The organism is Yersinia sp. 2542 StPb PI, from assembly GCF_048593855.1.
Classification (GTDB): Bacteria; Pseudomonadota; Gammaproteobacteria; order Enterobacterales; family Enterobacteriaceae; genus Yersinia; species Yersinia enterocolitica_E.
Genome location: NZ_JAZGQA010000430.1, coordinates 1 through 938, shown reverse-complemented (window position 1 = coordinate 938; position 938 = coordinate 1). Strand labels below are relative to the sequence as shown.

Below are 938 nucleotides of genomic sequence, written 5' to 3'. Positions count from 1 at the left end.
TTCAAAAGCCTCTTTCCCTAGCAAGGACAGTTGAGTAATTTCGCTAGGAAGATACTTTTTGGTAATTATTGGATAATAGGTCGGCGTTAGTGATAAGGGATTTGTAGTAAGTATATAGTCGCCATTTTTCGCCCCTTCATCATCAAATGCAACTTCAATACCAACGGCTGTTCCTATCTGGCCTCCACCATTTTTAATGAGATGCTCTGTTCTGGAATATTGGATACCTAATGTCACTTTACTTAATCGCCATTTACATTGTCCACCACCATCCATTGGAATTTGACTTCGATAGTTACCTGAGGTTTTATCAATCTCCATATTAATATTACGAGCCTGCGTACCTTTTAGTTGATACAACTTCATATCTACGTTGTATCGTTCTTTTTTGCATTCATCAGAAGTGTAAAATGCAACTAATGGAAAAGCCTCGGTATTGTTTGGTGCCTTAATTTCAACATCTACCCATTGATTATCACTCGGTGGTGAAATTGAATTATTTCTTTCCACGCAACCACTAAGTAATATAACTAACAACACAAAAAAACAAAGATGCAATTTTTTAAAGCTCATCATTAAGACGATACCTAAACTACTTAATTTTAATTTACTCATACTATTCAGCATCCTTTTTGCCATAAGCCGCAAAACGTTCGAGCGCTTCTGTTCCTCCACTCATAAATTTGGTTACCGTTAATGCCTGCGGCAGTAAATCCTCTAGGGACAAAAATAGGCCGTTCAATAAATAGTAAATGAGCAGTAAATTACATTGAACTCAACTTCTCAAAATCAGGAGTTACTTCACCATTAGATGTGACGCTTCCGTCGGGATATTCTATGTGAAAGAAATTACCCACACCTCTGTTCTTTGGCCCAATTTTTTTAACAATTTTAGACTCATCCAAGATGGGAGATAATTTTATGTTTATATTCTCATT

General features: G+C 36.2%; 1 pseudogene. It reads right to left on the bottom strand.

The features are described from left to right. Nucleotides 1-615: pseudogene (locus tag V1952_RS22100) on the bottom strand (hypothetical protein); the annotation flags it as partial. Between the last annotated feature and the right edge of the window lie 323 nt (nt 616-938).